The organism is Paenibacillus harenae (genome assembly GCF_030812415.1).
Lineage (GTDB): Bacteria > Bacillota > Bacilli > Paenibacillales > Paenibacillaceae > Pristimantibacillus > Pristimantibacillus harenae_A.
The window spans coordinates 519,717-540,214 of record NZ_JAUSST010000002.1 but is presented as its reverse complement, the minus strand read 5'-3'; the positions used below and the strand labels follow the sequence as shown (position 1 = coordinate 540,214).

Annotated in this window: 16 protein-coding genes; 1 reads left to right on the top strand and 15 read right to left on the bottom strand. The window is 51.0% G+C overall.

Features of this window, described 5'->3' with window-relative positions; all coding sequences use genetic code 11:
• Positions 1 to 96 precede the first annotated feature (96 nt).
• The 10 genes from J2T14_RS07300 to J2T14_RS07255 all read right to left on the bottom strand — a co-directional run bounded on the left by J2T14_RS07300 (position 97) and on the right by J2T14_RS07255 (position 12,428).
• A complete protein-coding gene (locus J2T14_RS07300) occupies positions 97 to 1,227 on the bottom strand; it encodes a copper amine oxidase N-terminal domain-containing protein (RefSeq protein ID WP_307469361.1) in 1,131 nt (376 codons plus the stop codon).
• Between the two features lie 149 nt (positions 1,228 to 1,376).
• The gene (locus J2T14_RS07295; RefSeq protein WP_307469359.1) at positions 1,377 to 2,678 is read right to left on the bottom strand and encodes a 6-phospho-beta-glucosidase; all 1,302 of its coding nucleotides are present in this window, start codon (positions 2,676 to 2,678) and stop codon (positions 1,377 to 1,379) included.
• Entirely contained in the window at positions 2,663 to 3,655 is a 993-nt protein-coding gene (locus J2T14_RS07290) for an N-acetylglucosamine kinase (protein WP_307469354.1), read from the bottom strand. Before J2T14_RS07290 ends, J2T14_RS07295 begins: the two co-directional genes overlap by 16 nt.
• Before the next feature lie 132 nt (positions 3,656 to 3,787).
• Entirely contained in the window at positions 3,788 to 5,446 is a 1,659-nt protein-coding gene (locus J2T14_RS07285; RefSeq protein WP_307469350.1) for an extracellular solute-binding protein, read from the bottom strand.
• Positions 5,447 to 5,506: 60 nt separating this feature from the next.
• Positions 5,507 to 6,400 carry a carbohydrate ABC transporter permease gene (locus J2T14_RS07280; protein WP_307469347.1) on the bottom strand — a complete coding sequence of 298 codons (894 nt, stop codon included), beginning with the start codon at positions 6,398 to 6,400 and terminating at the stop codon, positions 5,507 to 5,509.
• 21 nt (positions 6,401 to 6,421) lie between these two features.
• A complete protein-coding gene (locus J2T14_RS07275; protein WP_307203726.1) occupies positions 6,422 to 7,375 on the bottom strand; it encodes an ABC transporter permease in 954 nt (317 codons plus the stop codon).
• A gap of 144 nt (positions 7,376 to 7,519) precedes the next feature.
• A complete protein-coding gene (locus J2T14_RS07270) occupies positions 7,520 to 8,398 on the bottom strand; it encodes an AraC family transcriptional regulator (protein ID WP_307469343.1) in 879 nt (292 codons plus the stop codon).
• Between the two features lie 327 nt (positions 8,399 to 8,725).
• Positions 8,726 to 11,113 carry an alpha-L-arabinofuranosidase C-terminal domain-containing protein gene (locus tag J2T14_RS07265; RefSeq protein ID WP_307469340.1) on the bottom strand — a complete coding sequence of 796 codons (2,388 nt, stop codon included), beginning with the start codon at positions 11,111 to 11,113 and terminating at the stop codon, positions 8,726 to 8,728.
• On the bottom strand, positions 11,110 to 12,021 hold the full coding sequence (locus tag J2T14_RS07260; protein WP_307469338.1) for a family 43 glycosylhydrolase: 912 nt from the start codon (positions 12,019 to 12,021) through the stop codon (positions 11,110 to 11,112). The genes J2T14_RS07265 and J2T14_RS07260 overlap by 4 nt, the downstream gene beginning before the upstream one ends.
• Before the next feature lie 278 nt (positions 12,022 to 12,299).
• Positions 12,300 to 12,428, bottom strand: coding sequence for a hypothetical protein (locus J2T14_RS07255; protein WP_307469336.1), 129 nt, complete (start codon positions 12,426 to 12,428; stop codon positions 12,300 to 12,302).
• A gap of 135 nt (positions 12,429 to 12,563) precedes the next feature.
• Between J2T14_RS07255 and J2T14_RS07250 the strand changes: the two genes are divergently transcribed.
• Positions 12,564 to 13,361 (top strand): AraC family transcriptional regulator, encoded by a 798-nt coding sequence (locus J2T14_RS07250; RefSeq protein ID WP_307469333.1) that lies wholly within the window; start codon positions 12,564 to 12,566, stop codon positions 13,359 to 13,361.
• A 21-nt stretch (positions 13,362 to 13,382) separates the two neighbouring features.
• On the opposite strand, the gene J2T14_RS07245 is transcribed toward J2T14_RS07250, so the two are convergent.
• The 5 genes from J2T14_RS07245 to J2T14_RS07225 form a co-directional block, all read right to left on the bottom strand.
• Complete coding sequence (locus J2T14_RS07245; protein ID WP_307469332.1) at positions 13,383 to 14,303, bottom strand: carbohydrate ABC transporter permease; 921 nt, start codon at positions 14,301 to 14,303, stop codon at positions 13,383 to 13,385.
• A 12-nt stretch (positions 14,304 to 14,315) separates the two neighbouring features.
• Positions 14,316 to 15,254: an ABC transporter permease gene (locus J2T14_RS07240; RefSeq protein ID WP_307469331.1), complete on the bottom strand. Its 939-nt coding sequence runs from the start codon at positions 15,252 to 15,254 to the stop codon at positions 14,316 to 14,318.
• Positions 15,255 to 15,341: 87 nt separating this feature from the next.
• The gene (locus J2T14_RS07235) at positions 15,342 to 17,036 is read right to left on the bottom strand and encodes a hypothetical protein (protein ID WP_307469329.1); all 1,695 of its coding nucleotides are present in this window, start codon (positions 17,034 to 17,036) and stop codon (positions 15,342 to 15,344) included.
• Positions 17,037 to 17,156: 120 nt separating this feature from the next.
• A complete protein-coding gene (locus J2T14_RS07230) occupies positions 17,157 to 18,617 on the bottom strand; it encodes a response regulator (protein WP_307469326.1) in 1,461 nt (486 codons plus the stop codon).
• Complete coding sequence (locus J2T14_RS07225; protein WP_307469323.1) at positions 18,610 to 20,361, bottom strand: sensor histidine kinase; 1,752 nt, start codon at positions 20,359 to 20,361, stop codon at positions 18,610 to 18,612. Before J2T14_RS07225 ends, J2T14_RS07230 begins: the two co-directional genes overlap by 8 nt.
• Positions 20,362 to 20,498: the final 137 nt, after the last annotated feature.

The following is a 20,498-nucleotide window of genomic DNA, read 5'->3' as shown; positions in this document are numbered from 1 at the left end:
CTCAGTTCCCAACCCGTTTCAAAGGAAAAAAAACAGCGATCTTCCGCATTCCGCGAAAAATCGCTGTCTATAAAGCGTGCCATCATAGGCGATACGTTACGTACGCGGCGTCAACGTAACGGACACATCGTCCAAATACAACGTTGTCAGCCCTTCGTATCCGGAGTCGCTGCCGATGATGACGAACAGCTCTCCCGCGGCATTCGCTTTCAGCGTCGCCGCATGGCTCATCGGCTTTGGTTGGAAGCCTTCCGCTCCGCCATCTTCCTTAACCATATTGCCGACGATCTTCATATCCGCCCCTTCGACGGACTGGTTGCCCTTATCCACGTCCACCTTGTAATAAACCTGCCCGCCTTCCTCCTCTTTCACGACCTTCGGCTCCTGCGACACGAAGCCCGCTTTGATGCTGACCGCCTCGCCCGGCGCTCCGCCGACGCCCATCATATCGCCCGCTTGGTCCGTATACAGCGTGAACGCTAACGCAGCATCATAAGTCGCGTTCGGCTTCAAACCGGTAATCTTCCGAGTCGCGAACATGAACAAGTCGTCGCTGCGGTTCATTCCGTTAAGCTTCAACCCGTAATTCGACCCATTGTCCTTAAGCGGCAATAGCTCTCTAGCATAGAGAAGCTCGTAGATCGAAGGGTCGTAATCGACGGGCAGATCGGCAAAGCCGCCTTGCCAGCCTTCCTCGCCTGGGCTGAATGTGAAACGTTCCGAGACGACGCCGGCTTCCTCGCCGTTTATCTTAATCGTCACCTTCTTCGTCTTCGCCTCCCATGTCGTACCCGCGCCAAGCAGCTGAGCCACGCTCTTCGCAGGGACGAAAGCTTGTCCGCGCACGATTGCGACCTTTGCCGGCAGCTTGACGTTTTTCACGAATGTGCCGACCATCGAATCGTCTCCTGCCTTCAGCGATACCGTCAAGCCGCTCCGTTCCAGCTTGATCGACTTCTCGGCGGGATCCCACTCCAGCTTCGCTTCCAGTCCGTCGGCCAGCGCGCGCACGGGAACCATTGCGACGCCCTGTTCGATGTAAGGGGCGTTCACGAGCGTGAAGGGCCCATTATCGTTTACAGCAGTAAGGCTGCCGATTTGAAATTGTACGGTCGGTGCCGCTTGCACCGCTCCGAAAGCAGCGGTTGGCAGCATAGCGGTTAACGACGCGGCAGCGACTAGAGCTGCGATGCTTTTGCGATTGCGATGTTTGGATAGGAATGACATTAGATGCACCTGCCTTATTGGATGTGTTTGCGTTCCTAGTCTAAAACGTAACGCCGTATCATTTTGTTGCAAATGTTTGAAACGGAATGAAATAGAAAGAAACCCCGTAAGGTCAGAATAGACCTTTCAGGGCTTCCGCAATTAAGAAATTATCCGAAAAACTTAGGCAAATACGCTTTATTTTGCTCCAGCATTTCCGCAAACATACGTTCCGCCGCATTTGCTGAATCGACGAGCGGATGACTGGTCAGCGCAAGCAGCGCCGTATCGCGGCTGCCCGTGACCGCCGCCGTTATGGCCAGCGACTCGTACGTTTTCACGGCGTGAATAAGACCTTTCGCCGACGCTGGAACAGTCGAAACCGGCTGCGGAATCGGCCCTTCCTTCGTCACCTTGCAGTTCACCTCGATGCATGCGTCATCCGGCAGGAAGTCCAGAATGCCGCCGTTGCGAACGTTTAGCGTCTGGATATCGCCGGTATCGTTATAGAGCGAATTCATGAGCTTAACGGCTGCCTCGGAGTAATAAGCGCCTCCGCGCTGCTCAAGCTGCTTCGGCTTCTCGGCAAGCTCCGGGTTTTTGTAAATGTCGAACAGTTCATCTTCCAGCCGTTTCACCGTCTCCGCCCGCGATTCGCCTTTGGCCGCCGCCGTCTTCTGCTCCGCCAGCATCTCTCGGTGCAGATAGAAATATTTCAAGTAATAAGATGGAATCGCGCCAACCGACTTAATCAGAGTTTCATTCCAGGCAAATTGCGGAACGTTAGCCGCCGTATAGCCTCCGCGGCTGTCCAGCAGTTCTTCCAGCTTCGATTCGCCGTCAATCTCGATCCGGCTGACCCAATGAAGATGATTGAGACCGGCGAACTCGCAATAAATGCGGTCAATCGGAACGTTGTATAACCCGGATAGCCACTTGTATGCGGCTATCGGCGAGTTGCATAACCCGATCGACTTGATCGTCGAATGCTTATGAATCGCTTCCGTCACCATCCCCGCCGGGTTCGTGAAGTTAAGCAGCCATGCGTCGGGACATAGCTCTTCCATATCCTTGCATATATCAAGCAGGACGGGAATCGTGCGAAGCGCTTTCATCATGCCTTCCGCGCCTGTCGTCTCTTGCCCGATCATATCGTACTTCAGCGGTATCGATTCGTCCCATCCCCGCGCTTCGAGCATTCCGATCCGCATCTGGGTCGATACGAAGTCCGCGTCAAGAAGCGCGCCGCGGCGGTCAAGCGTTAAAGTCAGGTTGATCGGCAAACCCGATTTCTCGATCATCCGCCGAGCAAGCTGTCCGACCGCAGCCAGCTTGTGCCTGCCCTCGGGAATATCCACGAGTACGATTTCCGTTACCGGTAATGCAGCGAAATTCAATATAAAACCTTCTATGAGTTCAGGGGTATAAGACGAGCCGCCGCCTATGACTGCAACTTTCAATCGAGTGCCCATTCCGCGTTTCTCTCCTTTACCGCCAAATCGGCGTTCAAATTATCGTATACGGCTGCTTCCACCCGTTGCCCGCTTTTCTCCATGGCCAGCAATAACGCTCCCGCAACCGGTTCCATTTGCAGAACGCGAAGCGTACAATTCGGAGCAACCGCTTTCACCTGTTCCTCGATATAAGGCGCGATAAACCTGCTGTCGCCTCGGGTCAGCACACTGCCGACCATGACGAGATCGAACTTGTCGTTACCCATATTCAGCCTGCGGATGACTGCGCTCGCCGAAATGCCGAGCTCCGTTCCTTGCCTTTGCAGGATTTTCCTTGCCGCTTCGTCGCTGTCCGCCACCTCGAACAGCAGCTTCGCCAGCGTATGCGGCGCTCTCTTGTAATCGTCCAAATACGCATGAAACATCTCTTCGACCGTCTCGAACCCGAGCATATGCAGCATCGGACCGGTTAAAGCCGTAGACTTCTCCCTGCCGTCCCAAGCACGGATGACCGCGCGGAATGCCTCGACGGCCAAGTCGGAGCCGCCTCCGAAATCCCCGAACGAATAGCCGAAGCCTCCGCACTGCATCTCTTCGCCAAGCGCGTTAACGCCGTAACAATTCGTGCCGCTGCCGCAAATGATAACGACGCCGTCGGGCTGCTTCGTTCCGGCACGTAAACCAATAACGGTGTCGCATACAATGTGATGATGCTCGAAGCCCATTGCAGCGATCATCGGTCGCAAAATATGAAAATCGGCTTCACGATCGGCGCCAGCCAGCCCAAACGCCGTAAATCGTATATCCTCGTGATTTACATTTGCCTGCTCCATAGCCGCTTGGATTGCTGCCCGGATGCTCCCGTCAGCAAGCTCTGCGCCGAGCTGATGGTTGCCGCATCCGCTTACGCCGCGGCCTAAGACACGCCCCGCGCCGTCGGTTACGACCGCCAGCGTCTTGCTTCCTCCTCCATCGATACCCAAATAATATGTCAAATACGATCTCTCCCATGCGGTTACTGGGCTACGAGAGACCGGCCCGCCCTCTCGCGCATGCGCCTCCTGCCAGGAAGCGCATGCGCAAGCAGCGATGGACGGCCTCCGTCGCCATATTGTCTCTAATACAATTTATTCACTTAATTTAGCCACGTTTTCTTGCCACTTCTCCGTTTTGTAAGCAAGCAGCTTCTCGTAGCCCGCTTTCTGGGCGTCATCCTCGGCTTTGTCGAGGATGGCAATGACTTCTTCGTCCGATTTGGCGTTCATGACCGCTTTCGCCCTTGCTTGCTCATAGATGGAAAGAATGCTTTGCGCGATAATGCCTTCTTCGGAATCGCCTGCCGGATCGAGATTTACGTATTCGGTCGTATTGAATTGCGTTTTCCACGTAATCTCGGACTGCCAGTACGTCTCCCAGCTGCGCTTCTCGGCCGGCAGCGTAGATTCGAATTTCGTTTTGGAATTGTCGACGTATACGGTGTTGCCGTTCCATTGGAAGTTTACCGTCGAGTTCATAAGCTCGTCGCGGCCTTTCGTATCGCTCGTGAATTTATCCGTGAAGAGAGGAGCTTCCTCTGCGTCGACACCGTCCCAATACAAGCCCTCCGGACCCCACATAATCGTACGTTGTCCTTCCGGACCGGTGAACCAATCGAGGAAAGCGAAGATCGCTTCCGGGTTTTTCGCGTTTTTCGTAATGACGCTAACGTTCCAGCCAAGCTGCTTGTAATCGCCAGGGAATATTTTGTTTTTGTCAAGACCAGCCTTATGGACCGGCCACACCATGATGTAGCCTGCTTCCGGATCTTGCGCGCTGAGCTGCGAGTTGCCGATGGCACCGAACTCTGTCGGACTTGAAGCTACATATACCGCAACTTTGCCGCTAACGACTTTCGACTCGACTTGCTCCAGCTTCTGCGTGAATGTATCCTGCGAGATCAGCTTCTCGCGGTACAGCTTGCTTGTGAACTGCAATAGCTCGCGATATACAGGATCCGCAAACAACGATACGAGCTTGTTATCCTGCGGAACGGCCATCATCGTGTTGAATGTAAAAGGCCGGTTCTCCGCAAATGCCGATACCATGACGTCCATGCCGGCTGCCGTCTGACCAAGCTCGAGCGGCACGACGTCCGGATACTTCTCCTTAACTTGCTTTAAGTATGCATACAGATCGTCTACCGTTTCGAGGCTTGGCGCGCCTAGCTCGTTGTAGATTTTTTTGTTTACGAGGTAACCCGAGTTGCCGTTCGGCTGCGTCGTATACCAGTTCGGGAACTGATACAGCTTGCCGTCCGGGGAACGAAGCATATCCAGCGTCGACTCTCCTGCCCATTTTTTCAAATTCGGATATTTATCCAAATAATCGTCGAACGGAACGAGCAGCCCTTCTGCGCGAAGCTTCTCTACGTCGGCGCCGCGTTCCATCCACATCACGTCGGGAAGCTCTTTGGAGACGATCATCGTGCTTAGCTTGTTCTTGGCTGCGCCGCCGGAGCTGATCGGCACGACGTTCACTTTTTTATTCTCTTTGATCCATTTGGTCGCTAGATCTTCGCCCCAAACAGGCATGGTATACCAGTCATAATGGCCATAGAAGGAAAATTCCAGCGGCTCTTTGCCAAGCTCGTACGCTTCGCTGGTCTGCTCCGTCCCTCCGTCTTCACCGTTGTTGCCCTCCTTAGCCGGCTCGTTGGCATTGTTAGAGCCCGAACATCCTGCAAGCGCAAATACGATAACGATTGTGACTGACAATGCCGAGAGAAACGCTTTGTTCACCTTTTTCATGTCTTTAAGCTCCCTTCCCCATGCTTATCTATGGTTAAGACTAATGCCTTATACCCTCGCCTATTCCTTAAGGGAACCGATTAAAACGCCTTTGACGAAGTACTTTTGCACGAACGGATAAATGCAAAGAATAGGCACGGTCGCTACCATCATCGTTGCCATCGATAACGACTTGGTCGTTACGGATCTCATCCGGTTCATCCTTCCTTGCGCCGCGGAATCCATATTCTGCATTTGCTCGAGCATAATATTCGAGTTCAGAATTTGGTTCAGCTTCGTTTGGATCGGCAGCAAGTCCGTATTGGTAATGTAAATACTTGGCGTAAACCAATCATTCCAATGATATACCGCGGTGAACAACGCCAATGTAGCAATAACAGGCCCTGATAACGGAAGCACGATACGGAAGAAAATACCCCAGTTCGACGAGCCGTCGATCTGCGCCGACTCTTCCAGTCCTTGCGGGATGCCGTTAAAAAAGGTACGGAATATAATCATGTTCCAAACGCTGATTATTCCGGGAATAACCATGACCCAAAAGCTGTTCATCAGGTTCAGTTCTTGAATAAGCAAGTAACTCGGGATAAGTCCTCCGCCGAAATACATCGTAATGACGCACATAATCATATAAATCCTGCGGCCGATCAGCCCCCGCTTCGTCATTCCGTAAGCGAAGATCGCCGTAGCGGCAATGGACGTTACCGTGCCCGCTGCCGTACGCAAGACGGATATAACGAAGGCGTCAATGAGACGCTTGTCTTTGAATACCACCTCGTAGTTCTGCAACGTAAAATCCCTTGGCCAGAATGTTATCCCGCCGAGCATCGTATCGGCTCCCGAGTTAAACGAAATGACCGCCGCGTTCCAGAATGGATACAATGCCGTAAAGCCCAGAACGGCCAGGATGATATAGATCAATCCAACAAACAGCTTATCTTCCGTCGCCAGCTTCATCGCTTCGCACGCCCCTTCCCGTTACCATAAGCTGTTGCCCGATTTGCGAGCCAAGTAATTCGCCCCGGCGAGGAGCGCGACGCTAATTAACGCTTTGAACAACCCGGCAGCCGTCGCATATGAATATCTGGAATTCAGCACGCCTACGCGGTATACGTAGGTATCGATGACCTCGCTCACTTCTCGAAGGCCCGGGTTCGTTGCAAGCAGCAAAATGTCGTCGAAGCCCGCATTAAGCAAGTTGCCGATAGCCAGGATGGAAAATACGATGATGACCGGCAAAATCGAAGGAATCGTGATCGTGAACATCTGCCTGATCCGGCTGGCGCCGTCGATCGATGCAGCCTCATAGAGATGAGGGTTGATACCCGCGATCGCCGCCAGATAGACGATGGATGAAAAGCCGATTTCCTTCCATACGCCCGTCGCGACGAGGATCGACCAGAAATACTTCGGCTCCGCAAGGAAGTTGACCGGTTCGTCGATAATATTCAGCGCTTGAAGCAGCATGTTCACGCTGCCGTTATCGGTCGAGAGCAACGAAATAACGAAGCCCGACACGATGACCCACGAGAGGAAGTGGGGCAAATAACTGATCGTTTGCACAAGCCGTTTGAACACCCGGCCGCCAATCTCGTTCAACATGAGCGCAAGCAGGATCGGTGCAGGAAATCCGATCCCAAGTTTTAAGAGGCTAATGACGAGCGTATTTCGCATCACCGTCCAAAACTCGGGTGCATGGAAGAACATTTCGAAATGCTTGAACCCAACCCACGGACTGTTCATGAACCCTTTGAACAAGCTATAATCCTGGAACGACATCAGCACCCCGTACATTGGAATGTAGCTGAATACAATAATGAAGAGCAGCGCAGGCACGACCATTAGCTGAATATCCCACTGCTTGCCGATTCTCCGCAGCAGATTCGGCTTTCTATACTCTTGTTCCGCCGTCTTCACGCTCAATTGCGGCATCGCGTTCCCTCCCCTTTTCTTTTTCCAGTCACATAAGCGTTAGGTTTCATAACATATTCGGTTAACTTGATATATTCATATTGTAAAGGCAAGTTATGGTTCATTCCTCGCCTATACGTTTGAAAACCGACACTATTTTACTGGTTAAGAGCCATGAAAGCGTCTGGATTGCTTAGGCGAGGCGCCGATATGTTTTTTGAACAGTCTATTGAAGTTCGATAATGTACGAAATCCGCATTCCAGGGCAACGTTCGTAATTTTCAATTGATTGTTTTCGAGCATCGCGACCGCCTTCTCCAGCCGGATATGGATGAGGTACAACAGGGGCGGCATGCCGACCGTCCGCTTGAAAATATCGCTGAAACGGGAAGGGCTCAAATAGACAAGCGCCGCCAGCTCCTCCAGCGTCCACGGGTGCGCGAAGTTCTGCTCCATCTCATGGATGACATAACGCATTTTGTCGAGCTGGCGCTCGCTGATCGGACTTGCGGCAATAGCCGCTCCTTCGATCCTGAATTCCCGGTTGACGATGGCGAGAAACCGCAGCAGCAGCGCATATACGATCGTTGTATAGGAACGCTCTTCGCTTTCATGCTCCTCTTGCAGTTCCAATAGAAGCGCTCTCATCTTGTGCATTCGCGGATGCTCGCGATCGAGCAGATTAGAGAAGTATACCCCCATTTCGCGGAAGGGGCTGAGCAGCTCCGGATCGAGACGCAAGCTGCTGATCAGCCATGCCGGATCGAAGGACGTAACCTGCATAATAAGATCTTTCGTCTCGTAAGCGCAGTGCAGATCATTGGAGTTGATGAGCAAAATATCGCCTTCCTGGAACTCGAATTTCCGCCCGTTGATCATGTAATAGCCGGTACCTGATTTGATCAAATTAATCTCGAGCACGTCATGCCAATGAAGCTTCTGCCAGTAGCTCTCCACGCCTATCGTGTCCCCGATGAAGAATGGATAATGCTTAGCCATTTTCACTTTTTCCCTTGGAATGTCTCCGCCTTTGAATTTCGTCATGAGCTTTGCTCCTTCGCTAGATTTCAGAGTAGTTAGACAATTTATAAGCCTGATGATGTCACAAAAACTATCATTCGACAAGAGGTTAATCTTCCGAAATCCGAACATTCTGCCTGATTAGCGTCCCGAAATCGAACGATTTGGCCTATTTTCAACCAACCGATCTATTTAGTTGCCCAAAACGACGCTATAGTAGCTGTAGCGCGCTGAGCACAAAAAAAACCACCCCTTAACAATGGGATGGCGAAATCACACATATTGACTGACCCGCCGAGTGTTCTTACACCTGGCGGGTCAGCCTCTATCCAACAGCTTTCATGCTGCGGTCTAACCAATTCTAAATACAGTTAAGGAGTACGGTGGAAACTCATGCGCAAATTCGTTGCCGTCGAACGAGAACTCTCGCTCCACTGGCGCAATCTTCCTAGGCTGCTCGAAACTGTTCTCGTCCTCGAGCGAATGGCCTGACATTTCATAGCTTTCGGCACGGCGCCTGCCGACCGTTGGCAAACCCTCCAATTCGATATGAGCGGATACGCCGACCCCCTGCATATTGACGACTTTGACGATCGTGTCGCCTGTTGCGCCGTCAACGCTGGAGGAATAATAGAGCGGCCGAATGACGGCAAGCCGGTCCTCCGTTTCATGCATAAGCTCGCCATTGATGAATGCGCGAATTTTCCTTCCCGACACTTCGAGCGCTAGCTCATAGGCAACGCCGGTCTCGACGGTGAACAGACTTTGGGTTAAGCAGGAACCGCGCCCGTTCACGCGGGAGCTGATCGCGGAATCTTGATTTTGCCATCCGCTAATTTCCCAGAACAGCTTGTTATTGTCGTCCGCTTGGCCGAAGGCGACCACGAACCCTCTAGGTCCGCCCGTTCTCTTAGCCGACATGTGCAACGTATAGTTGGACCAATCCGTTTCGCATAGGCGTTCGAACCGCTTAGCCTTGCCTTCTTGGCGAGCCTCCTCGGTATCCGACAGCTCGGCCGTCCAATCGGCGAACGTCCGCTCTTCGCCAGTATCGTTATTCACGATCTTAACGTTCGAATACAGCACGCTGCTTGCGTCCGTGCCCAGCTCGATAGCGCCATTGATCGGTTTCGTTTCAACGGATAACGGTTCCTCGAAGCCGCTCGCTTCGATACGAAGCAATCGGTCGCCTTGATGATGCATGAACAGCTTCTGCACGTAGTAATTCGCCGTCCCGAACACCTCATGGTTGTTGAACCAAATAAGGTCGGGCTTCCAGTTCACGTAATCGACGTTGCAAAGCATCGGCGCATAGCAGGCAAGCCCGACCGCATGGGCGTTGCGTTCCAAGCCAATCATGAATGACGCTTCCGCGAGCGCATTATAATACGTATTTCCCCACGAGGCGTATTCGCCTAGAAACACCTTCGGCTCATCGGCTTTAAAACCGTCATAGCGGTCGAAGTTGGCCAGAAACCATTCCGGAGATTGATAGTAATGCTCGTCCACCAGATCGGAACCGTTCTCCCGCGCCGATTGCCAGCCTCGCTCATATTCTCCCCCGGCCGCAAACGGGCCGCTGGAATTAATGATTTTCATAGCCGGATACTTCGCCTTGATCGCCCGGTGGAAGTAGGTATACCGCTCGAAAAACGGTTCGCCGACCTCCTCGTTGCCAATGCCGATATATTCGAGCCCGAACGGCTCGGGATGACCAAGCTCGGCGCGGATGGAACCCCATTCCGTAGACGGATCGCCGTTCGCGAATTCAATCAGATCCAGCGCGTCGTCGATCCAAGGACCTAATTCGTCAATCGGCACAATCCGCTTATGATGCGGGTCATAACCGCCCGGCAAGATAGGGATCGGCTTCGCTCCTATGTCCTCGCAGAACAGGAAGTATTCGTAATAACCTAATCCGAGCGTCTGATTATAGCTCCAATTATTTCTTCTCGACGGACGCTGCTCGACCGGGCCGATCGTATTTTTCCATCGATACATCGAGTTGCGGTCATCGGGGTTCAACGAGCCGTCGTGCACCAGACATCCGCCCGGGAAACGCATGAACTTCGGTTTCAACTCCGCCAGTAACGTCGCAATATCTTCCCGCAGCCCGTTCGTGCGTCCTTGGTAGGTGAGTACCGGGAATAACGAAACCATATCCACATACAGCTTGCCCGTTCCGCCCGTTACAATCGTCAGTCTGCTGCTGAAATTCGTTTCATCCGCGGTCATTTCCGCTTCGTAACGTTTCCATTCGGCCGAATCCACCACAACAACCGCTTCCCCATGAACGATGCCTGTCTTGCTTTCGATCGCAATGCGTACCGGCTCGTTCAAGCTCTCATCGCGCCGAGCGTAGAAGGAGAACCGGTAGTTTTCTCCCGCCCTGACCGGAATTCCCGTATTAAAGCCCATATTCATGATTCCGACTCCATCGCCGGCCTCTTGAATGGCAATAACGGCATAGTGCTTATTCCGCACGTTCATCGGTTGCGAATCCTCGATCGACAGCTCTGCACGCCCGCCGCCTCTCTCCACTTTCTCCCAAGCGGTAAGCGCGTGAAAATCCCGGTGATCGATCGGATCAAATTCGAATGAACGGTTGCGGACAAGCTCCGCATAGAGCCCCCCGTCGGCCGCATGGTTCAGGTCCTCGAAAAATATGCCGAACAGATCGCCCAGCTCGGCTCCCTGTTGTGTTGTGTGGATCGTAAGCTTTCCTTGTTTTTTGCTCATTCGACATCCCCTCCGTCCGCCGATATCCAACGGTCTACATCGACGTTCGGCTTGCCGTCGATGAATTCGATTTTGCTAATGCATGTTTCGCGCAATACGGTACCCGCAGGGTCAATCAGCCGATGGTAGCATAAATACCAGTCTCCGCCGTATTCCGCCATTGAAGCGTGTCCCGTTCCGAAGAAATTTTCGGAAGGCCTTGTAACGCGGTTGTCCTCCGGGCATTCGTAAGGACCATAAATATGATTGCTCGACGCGAAACAAATCTGGTATCTAGGATCGCGCGTATCGTAGTTGCTCCACGTCAGCATATACTTTCCGCCGATCTTCTGCATATGCGGACCTTCGTTATAGACGCCGCTGTCGAACACGCTCGGATCTTGCCCGCGACGCGCGTACAGTTGATCGGACAACAGCACTGGCTTCGTTTTGAAAGTGACCATGTCATCCTCCAGCGGTACGATCCAGCACTTGCCCTGTCCCCATAGCAAATAAGGCTGTCCGTCATCGTCGACGAACAGGTCGGCATCGATGCTTTGGCAGGCATACTCATCCCTTGTGATTAGCGGCTTGCCAAGTAAATCCTTGAACGGCCCAAGCGGTGAATCGGATACTGCAACGCCGATCTGCGCTTCCGCGGAGAAGTACATATAATACTTGTCCTTATACTTGTTAATGCCCGGCGCCCAAGCTCGCGTCTTCGCCCATTCCACTTCATTCAGATCCAGCGCCAAGTAAGGGCCGTCCCAATTCGCCAAGTCCTTGCTATGGAACACATGAAATTTCTCGTAGAGCCATCCTGCACTGTCCTTCGTCGGATACATGTAGTAATCTTCTCCGTCCCGGAACAGAAACGGATCTGCCCATTCGCCGATCAAAGTCGGCATTTGTTGCAGCTGCTTCTTCATGAACTCATCCTCCATATCGTTCTAGCAGTCTATCGTATTCGAGCCGTGTGGCGGGTATAACCGAGCCAAGGCGCGGAGATGCCGGCATGGTATAGCGAGCGGGCAACGACCGTTTGCCCGAGCTCAAATCCGTCGATTCGAGCGGAATATAGCCGCGATCCACGTATTCATCGACGAAAGCGTACCACTTGTCTTCGGTATTCGACTTGAAGAGAATAGGCCCCTCGCCTTACCCGTAATCTCCCCAAGCGTCGAAACAAGAACCGGTCGTCCTCCGTTCAGTTCCTCCAAGCAAGCGCGTTATTTCCTTCGCTAAGCGCGAAATATATTTGTTCCCCGTCTACGTAACGCTCGCCCTTGAAATAAGCGAACAAATACCCCGCATACTGCTCCGTGTTGGCACCCATAGGCTTCACTCATCCTCTTAGCTGAATTATCATCCGTGTTATACCACCCTATTTTCCATCTTTGAACGGCAATCGTAAATGATGTATGATAGGTATTTACTGATTTATTGTCCAGTTTATAACGGAGGGATCATTTTGATTCAAATCAAGCGATGCGGTTACAATGTCATGCATGAAGAAGGGTTTGTCGTCGACCGGCCGGAAGGGTCCGGCGATTATTTGTTTCTCCTGTTCCGCAGCAAAATGGAAATCGAATCGCAAGGAAAACGAATCGTTACCGAGCAAAACAGCTATATCCTATTTAGTAAAGGCAGCAAGCAATACTATAGGGTCATCGAGCAGCCGATGGTTCATGACTGGTTCCACTTCGATTCCGATGAAATGGACGAGCTTTGCGAGCAGCTTCAGCTGCCGCTTGACACGATCATGACGGCTCATGATCCTTTTTATATTTCCAGGAAAGTGAGCGAGCTCCAAAGCGAGCATATCCATAACGGTCCTTACAAACGAGAGATTATGGAGGCCACGGTGCGCTGTCTGCTCATGAAGCTAAGCGAAATGCGCAGCCGCATCGATTCCAACCATCATATCAGCAAGCATTACGGCCAATTCATTAACCTTCGAAACATGATTTACAATACGCCCTCCGTTTCGTATTCGGTCAATGAGCTGGCGGCAAGCATGAATATGAGCCGATCGCATTTTCAACAGCTGTACAAAGAAATATTCGGCGTGTCCGTCATCAATGACGTCATTCACAACCGGCTGGAATATGCGCTCTATCTGCTGGAAAACTCTCCTCACGACGTGAAGACGATCGCCGAGCTTTGCGGATATGACAACGAGGTTCACTTTATGAGGCAGTTCAAGAAGAGCGTACGCTTGACGCCGACCGAGTATCGTCGTATATACCGATCGCCCGCAACAACGTGACGCTCCTCCGAACCGAATCGTTTAACCTTTGACAGAGCCCACAAGAACGCCTTTGACGAAAAACTTCTGCGCGAACGGGTACATAATGATCATCGGAATCGAAGCGATGACCATTGCCGCAAGCTCGATGGTCTGGGCCGTAACCGGCCCTTGGCCTTGCGTACCGTTAAGCAGCGAGGAAACGGCAAGATTCGTGCCCTGCATGCTCATCATATTTTCGACCGCGCGGTTGGATTGAATTAATCTAAGAATCATATATTGCAGCGTCTGCAAATCATTCGATTGCGTGAAGTAAAGCGTCGTCCCGTAGTCGTTCCAGACGCCGACCGCCGTGAATACGCCCAGCGCGGCAAGCACCGGCTTCGAGAGCGGAATGACGATCTGCAGGAAAATACGGAACTCGCTGGCGCCGTCCATCTTGGCCGATTCGAACAGAGCCTCGGGAAGCGCCTTGTAATTGGCGTTGAATATAATAACGTTCCAGAAGCCGCCGAACAGCGCTGGCAAAATATAAACGAGATAATGATCGTACAGCCCGAGCCAATTCATCAGCATGAAGGAAGGAATGATGCCGCCGCTGAAGTACATGCTTATAAACCCGATTACGACGTAAAACTTCTTCCCTCTCAAATACGATCTGGAAAAGGCGTACGCGAACATCGCCGTGTAAAAGATAGATACGGCAGTTACGATCAATGTGCGGGAAGCGGTAATCCAGAGCGCCTTCATGATGCCGGGATCGGACAAAACCGCCGTCCAACTGCCAAACGTAAATTCCCGCGGCATCAGAAAGACGGGACCTCGGGCCAGATCGGCGCCGCTGTTCAACGAGCTTATTAACGAAAACCAAAACGGATATAAGGTGACAACCATCAGGATGATCATTATCGCGACGGTTGTTAGATTGAATATGCGTTCTCCTGCCGTTTTTCCTCCAACCATGTAGTTCTCTCCTCAGAACAATCCTGTTTTTGTCAATTTCCTCGACAATGCGTTCGCGCCAACGAGCAGCAGCAGCGCAAATACGGTTTTCAATAAACCGATCGCCGTAGCCGACGCGAATTGGAATTGCAGCAAGCCGGTCTGATAGACGTACGTATCGATAACTTGGCTCGTCGGCAAATTCAGCGAATTTTGCAGCACGAAAATTTGCGTAAAGTTGTTATTCAACATGCCGCTCACGGCAAATATGATCAACACCATCAGGGTCGGCAGTATCCCCGGAATTGTTATATACCACATTCGTTTGATGCGTCCGGCCCCGTCGATCGCGGCAGCTTCGTACAAGCTTTGGTCTACGCCCGCCATTGCGGCCAAATAAAGGATGGCTCCCCAGCCGATATCCTTCAGCAGCCCCGTTCCGATCGCGACACCCCAAAAGTATTTGGGATCGGCCAAAAATTGAATCGGCTTGTCGATCAAATGAAGCTCCATGAGCAGGACGTTCACAATGCCTGCCGAGTTAAGCAGCGTAATGAATAAGCCGCCGAAAATAACCCAAGAAAGAAAATGCGGTAAATACGTCACCGTTTGAACGAGCGACTTGAATTTATGGTGCTTGATTTCATTAAGCAATAAAGCGAACAGCATCGTTACGGGGATGCCGATTAAAGCGCTTAACAGATTGATGCCAAGCGTATTTCTAACCATCGGCCAAAATTGAAAGTTTTGAAAGACGAGTATAAAATGTTGAAAATGGTTCCACTCGCTTGTGAATATGCCTTTAATGCCCATAATGGGCTCGAAGTTTTTGAAAGCGATCAACAACCCGAATAAAGGCGAGAAATCAAATACGAAAATGAGCAGTACGGCAGGCACTAACATCAATTTGAGTTCGAATTGCGTCCAAAAATCGTAACCGAGCCGAAAGCCTTTCTGTTTGCGCGACGACATCGCTTTTTCCTCCATCCTGCGCTGGCGATGCCAAAGCGCGGCTTGCTTTCAAACGCGCCTTGACACCACATTCCTATTAAACAGCGGCTATGAGTTGATTCCCTTCACATTAACGCCGTACTCCGCGTTTTTCTCTTGCACGTATTTATTCCGTTCCTTGTCCAACTCCTCAATGCCAAGCTTCTTCAATTGAACCATCATTTCGTCATACAGCTTGGTGAAATCGCCGTCGCTTTTCGCCATGATGATCTTAGCAATCTGCGCTTCCTTATACGTCTTGATTTGCAGCTCGTCGTTCGCGAATTTACTGTTTGCATCGAACAAATCGCTAGGCAAGGCGAATGCGCTGTTGTTGTATATTTCCGTCTCCTCCGATTTGCCGAACGCCGCCTGAACGCGGTTGGCTGTAACAGCTTGCTTATCGGTTTCCTCGGTTGGCGCTTGCTGCGTGCCGTAGGAGAAAGTCGTATGGTGGAAAGGCCAGAACGCGCTAACGCCCGTTGTCATGTATTGCTCCGCATCCTTTAAGCCCTGCTCCGTCTTCACGAGCTGGCCGTTGCCGTCAAGCGTATAATGAACGCCCTCGAAGCCGTAAATATGCAGCATCATGCCTTCCTTGCTGCTCATGAAGCTAAGCCACTTCGCGAGCTTCTCCGGTTCTTTGGTCGATTTGGAGATGAATGTCTTCATCCAGCCGCCGCCAGCCCGCTTGTTTTTGCCAAGAACCGGCTTCGTTCCAGCATCCGACAGGATCGCCCCGGAGGATGTCCAATAATCGTTCAATTGGAACGACGTATCTGCCGTATTGCCGATGAACGTGAAGACCCGACCCGATGCGATATCCGCTTTCACCGCCGCATTGTCAACCGTCATCTGCCCCGGCTCGAAGTATCCTCCCTTTTGCGCTTTGTACAGGAAGCTAAGCGCCTCCTTCGTTTCGGGAGCAAGCAGCTTGTCGCGATAGTTGCCTTCCTTGTCCACCGGCATCGCGCCGAACGTATCTTGCAAGAATCCGAGTGTCGGTCCTTGGAAGCCTTTGCCGTCTACGAGAAGCGGAATGACAGGCGCGCCGTCGACTTTCAAATCCATATCCTTGATCTTCTGGTAAGCCGCGAGCAAGCCGGATTCGGTCCTGATATCGTCAAGCGTAAGTCCCGCTTCGGTCAATAGCTTCTCATTGACGAGCATCCCGCCATTGGAGCCGTATTCAACCAAATCGACATAAAATTGGCCCGTTGGCGGATAAACCGCTCTCGCATCTTCGGAACTAATATGGCTCGGATAAGCGTAGAAGCCGCCATCGCGCTGATTAATCGTTTCCTTCACGTCGGCCGGGAAATCAGTAAGCAGATGGGATTCCGGATCGTATTGTTTCAGAAACTCATCCAGCTCCCATACTTTATCCGCTTCGATCAATTTCTTCGCGACGACGTCGTTCGTGACCGTAATGACGTCCGGAAAATCGCTGCCGGATACAAGCATCAGATTCAGCTTCGTATCGCCGTCCTGAGCCGGAATGTTGAATTCGAATGTCAATCCTGTTTTCTCCGTAATAGCGCCTTGAACCGTTTTCGGATCGGTGCTCCATGTTGTCGGCGGATTCCAGAAGTCAATCGTAGAGAACCATACCGCTTTTGAAGGCGTGACCGCTCCTCCGTCGTTTGTTGCATTGCCTTTGCTTTCGCCATTCGGATTGTTAGCGGTTTCATTATTGCTGTTAGAGCAGCCTGCGAACAGCATTGAAACCACTACTAACGCGATGAGCACGAATTTCCCTTTCATGATAGAAAACGACCTCCCATATTTAAAAATCTGTTTGTTCGAACATCTTAATCATATCGTTCGGCTTGCGGCCGTTACATGTTCCGAGTTCGCAGTTTTGGTGTTCCGTTCGCAGATTCGTTAAAGCTTGCGATATTTGCTAGGCGTAATGCCGAATTGTTTCTTGAACAGCTTGTTGAAATGAAAATAATCTTTGTACCCGACACGGTGAACGATATCATGTATCGATAACGAGGCATCGCCGAGCAAATCTTTGGCCATGCTTAATCTTTTATTCATGATATAGTCCGAATACGTCATGCCCGTCTCTTTCTTGATGAGCGTGCTTAAGTAGCCGATGCTGATCTTGAAATGCTTGGCGATGGCGCTAAGCAATAGATCTTCGGTATAACGGCTGTCGATATATTCAAGCATTTTCTCGACCTGTACGTTATGAATATGAACCTCTTCCTCCGTCAGCAGACCGAAGAATGATTTGATCCGATCGAAGAGACTCTCGGCAGAGCTGTAATAACGGGCAATATGCTCATAGTGAAGATGCTCGATCTCGGCGATTCGCGTTGAGCCGCCATGATATTTATAAATAATCGATACGATCTGATTGTAGATCATCGCGATCTGGTCGATGTACAGACTTTGCTCCCTGCATGCCGCGCATAAACGGTCCAGCAAACCGAAGATCCCATCGCGGGCTTGCTCCTTGATGCTTACTTCGAGATTCAGCATCACCTTGCGTATGTCCGGAGACAGGTCGCCCTGCTTGTACGAAATGATCTGGGCACCTTGGTGCATGGCAGCGGTGCATGCCGCGATGTCGGACTCTTGATAGAGCCTTGCGATAGGCGTGGATACTTGGCCGAGACTGCTAATTCCGGTATACTGGGCGTTCAGCAAATAATCGGATATATGATTCAAGAAATGCAGCGGGTACTCGCTCTCGTCGTAATTAAGCAGAATCGATAGCTTATGCTGACCGGTGCGGACTTTGACGGCGATTACCCCTTCACGCTCGTATAACCCCTCCTTCGAGAAGCTCGCAGCCTGCGATTGCGGCGAATAGAGGCAGCTTAGCAAACGGTAATCGGGATATGGCGTCTCTACCCCTTTATTCGCCAAAATACGGCCGATCGTCATCGTATTGTCCGGCTCGAGCCATTCGAACAATTCATCGAGAAATTGGTCTGTTCTTAAGCCCGCCCGGCGCTCTTGTTCCAGCAGCTCGGATAGCCGTGCCACCGATTCCGTCAGCTTCTCCTTGTCGACCTGCTTAAGCAGGTAATCGAAAGCGCCGAGCCGCAGCGCCCTCTGCGCATATTCGAAGTCGGCATAGCCGCTAATCAGAATGACCTTCGTCTCCAACTGCAAAAGGTTGATCCGCTCCAATAGTTCAATGCCGTCCAATCCGGGCATGCGGATATCGGAAATAATGAGCTCCGGCTTCTTCTCTTGAATGATCCGCAAGGCGGTTAGGCCGTCATGCGCTTCCCCGATGACGTTGTACCCGAGACTGTTCCAATCGATAACATGCGTTATGCCATAAGCTACCCAAGGCTCATCGTCGACGATTAATACGTTATGCATGTGCGGCGTCCCCCGTTTCCAACAGCAGCTTATCCGCCAAGAAAGCGATGCTTACCGTCGTTCCTGTATTCAAGTCGCTTTCGATTTCCATATCCGCCTGATCACCGTAAAACAGCTTCATTCTGCGGTAAATATTAGCAAGACCAATGCCTTTGTCCCCGGTATTCATCATGAAGCCCGGCTCCTCGAATTGATGCAAACAAGCTTTCAGCTCCTTCAGCTTATCCACGTTCATTCCTAAACCGTCGTCACTGATCGACAGACGAATTCGGTTGCCGGATGTACGACTTATAATAACCGTTACCTTTCCCGGGTCGATCTTTCTCTCCAGACCGTGGAATACCGCGTTCTCGACGATCGGCTGAAGCAGCATCTTCAACGTTTGTTCGGCAAGCAAAGTTTCATCCGCTTGAATGACAACCTGAATTTTCCCCCTGAACCGAAAGTCGATAATCGCCGCATATTCCTTAAGATGGGCAATCTCATCCTGTACCGTGACGATATTGTCTCCTTTAACCGAATAGCGGAACATATTCGACAGCGATGCGGAGATGTCCGCAATATCATCAGCCTTGTAATAGAACGCCATCGCACGAATGCACTCCAGCGTGTTATACAGAAAGTGCGGATTAATCTGATTGCGGTAGGCTGCGATTTCCATTTGTTTCTTTACGATTTCAGCTTCATACATTTGCTTCTGGGCAATCTGGACATCGCTGCTGAGCATATCGATATCATCCAGCATTTTGTTCAAGTTGTCGGCAAGCACGCCGATTTCGTTATGATAGACGATGTTGAACCGTCTGTGCCCCCCGCTCTTCGCATATGACTTGACGAAATCGAGAAGCGACTTTACCGGCTTCAATATTCGCCCGTAGAAGATGAGCAGGAACAAGCAGAAAATCGAGAATATAATGACGTACGTCGCGACATTGAGCTGCTTCACCGTATCCAGATCCTGCAGCAGCTCGTCCTTCGGAATTACGCTAACGATCTTCCAGCCGGTATACGATAATGTGATTTCTTGGACGATATAACGGCTGTCCTTGCGCCAAGCTTCGGTGTCGAAGTCCGTTATGACTCTCTCGACATTCGTGCTTGATATGATTTTATTGGCATGGTCTAGCAGCATCATCTTTGCGTTTGGCGTAATCTTCGACTTATTCAGTATCGTATCGAAGTTCGAAACGTCCATAATGAACAGCGACATGCCGCGGTAATCCTTGAGCACGTAGTTGTTCTGCAAATTATAGATCGGTACGGCAATCGTATAGTACAGGCCACCCGATGCGTTTCTCATAATTCCGGAATAGCGGATATCAGACACTCGGCTAACGGCAAGCGGTTCAATCGATCTTCCTTCGCTCGCGATCATTTTGCTTTCGTTATCGTAAATTTGGATGCCTCGTATGTTTTCCTTAAGAGCAAGCGTACTGGAAAATTGCGAGGCAATGTCATTGTTCATCAGAATGCGGGACAATATTTCATTTGTTCCCAAATACGACTGGATCGTCGGACTGTACAGCAGCGAGTATGAGATCCCATCCATATCTTTATAGAAGCTTGTTATTGTTTCCTCGACCTGAAGCATGATTTTCGTAGCCGATTCCGTCACCTTCAGCTCGACGGTGCTCTTCGCGATCGAGTTGGAGACGATGAATGAAATGAGCAAAATAATAAGCATAATGAGGATCAAATATACGATTTGCTTAATAAGGCTTATTTTGCGAAAATGTCCGAACAATAGCGCTCCTCCTCCTCTAGTAGAATAAATAAATATATTAATCGTTATATGAATTAATTATTTCATATTCAATATTAAGAGTGCACGAATGAAAGCGCAACCTTTACGGAAAACACTTATAGTGGAAACTCAAAAAT

Bases quoted from the DNA above. Each gene is read 5' to 3' on its own strand.
- J2T14_RS07245 (WP_307469332.1), bottom strand. From the start codon at position 14,303: ATGGTTGGAGGAAAAACGGCAGGAGAACGCATATTCAATCTAACAACC.
- J2T14_RS07280 (WP_307469347.1), bottom strand. From the start codon at position 6,400: ATGAAGCTGGCGACGGAAGATAAGCTGTTTGTTGGATTGATCTATATC.
- J2T14_RS07235 (WP_307469329.1), bottom strand. From the start codon at position 17,036: ATGAAAGGGAAATTCGTGCTCATCGCGTTAGTAGTGGTTTCAATGCTG.
- J2T14_RS07270 (WP_307469343.1), bottom strand. From the start codon at position 8,398: ATGACGAAATTCAAAGGCGGAGACATTCCAAGGGAAAAAGTGAAAATG.
- J2T14_RS07300 (WP_307469361.1), bottom strand. From the start codon at position 1,227: ATGTCATTCCTATCCAAACATCGCAATCGCAAAAGCATCGCAGCTCTA.
- J2T14_RS07240 (WP_307469331.1), bottom strand. From the start codon at position 15,254: ATGTCGTCGCGCAAACAGAAAGGCTTTCGGCTCGGTTACGATTTTTGG.
- J2T14_RS07260 (WP_307469338.1), bottom strand. From the start codon at position 12,021: ATGAAGAAGCAGCTGCAACAAATGCCGACTTTGATCGGCGAATGGGCA.
- J2T14_RS07230 (WP_307469326.1), bottom strand. From the start codon at position 18,617: ATGCATAACGTATTAATCGTCGACGATGAGCCTTGGGTAGCTTATGGC.
- J2T14_RS07275 (WP_307203726.1), bottom strand. From the start codon at position 7,375: ATGCCGCAATTGAGCGTGAAGACGGCGGAACAAGAGTATAGAAAGCCG.
- J2T14_RS07285 (WP_307469350.1), bottom strand. From the start codon at position 5,446: ATGAAAAAGGTGAACAAAGCGTTTCTCTCGGCATTGTCAGTCACAATC.
- J2T14_RS07265 (WP_307469340.1), bottom strand. From the start codon at position 11,113: ATGAGCAAAAAACAAGGAAAGCTTACGATCCACACAACACAACAGGGA.
- J2T14_RS07295 (WP_307469359.1), bottom strand. From the start codon at position 2,678: ATGGGCACTCGATTGAAAGTTGCAGTCATAGGCGGCGGCTCGTCTTAT.
- J2T14_RS07255 (WP_307469336.1), bottom strand. From the start codon at position 12,428: ATGGGTGCCAACACGGAGCAGTATGCGGGGTATTTGTTCGCTTATTTC.